This is a genomic window from Pseudomonas sp. PME37.24/025, from assembly GCF_055556615.1.
The window spans coordinates 1-234 of record NZ_JBVHNK010000492.1 but is presented as its reverse complement, the minus strand read 5'-3'; the positions used below and the strand labels follow the sequence as shown (position 1 = coordinate 234).

Sequence of the window (234 nt, the reverse complement as noted above, 5' to 3'; positions counted from 1 at the left end):
CCAGCATCACGCGCGACCACCAGGCATGTGCGGGCAGCAACAGCATCAGCAGCCACAGCAAGGCAATCAGCCACCAGGCGCGCGAGATGCGGGTGCGCGTGAACCAGGCCACGCCCGCCAGGAAGCAGGCATGCGCCGCGATCAGCAAGCCGTTGGCGAACCAGATGCCGACCAGCAGATAGCCGCGCGAGCGCAGCAGCGCAAGGAAGGAGCCGACCGTGATGATGGCGAAGC

The 234-nt window shown here is 67.1% G+C and carries 1 pseudogene; it reads right to left on the bottom strand.

Annotated elements, in window-relative coordinates:
- A pseudogene (locus ACZ3HH_RS31200) lies at positions 1–234 on the bottom strand (GGDEF domain-containing protein); the annotation flags it as partial.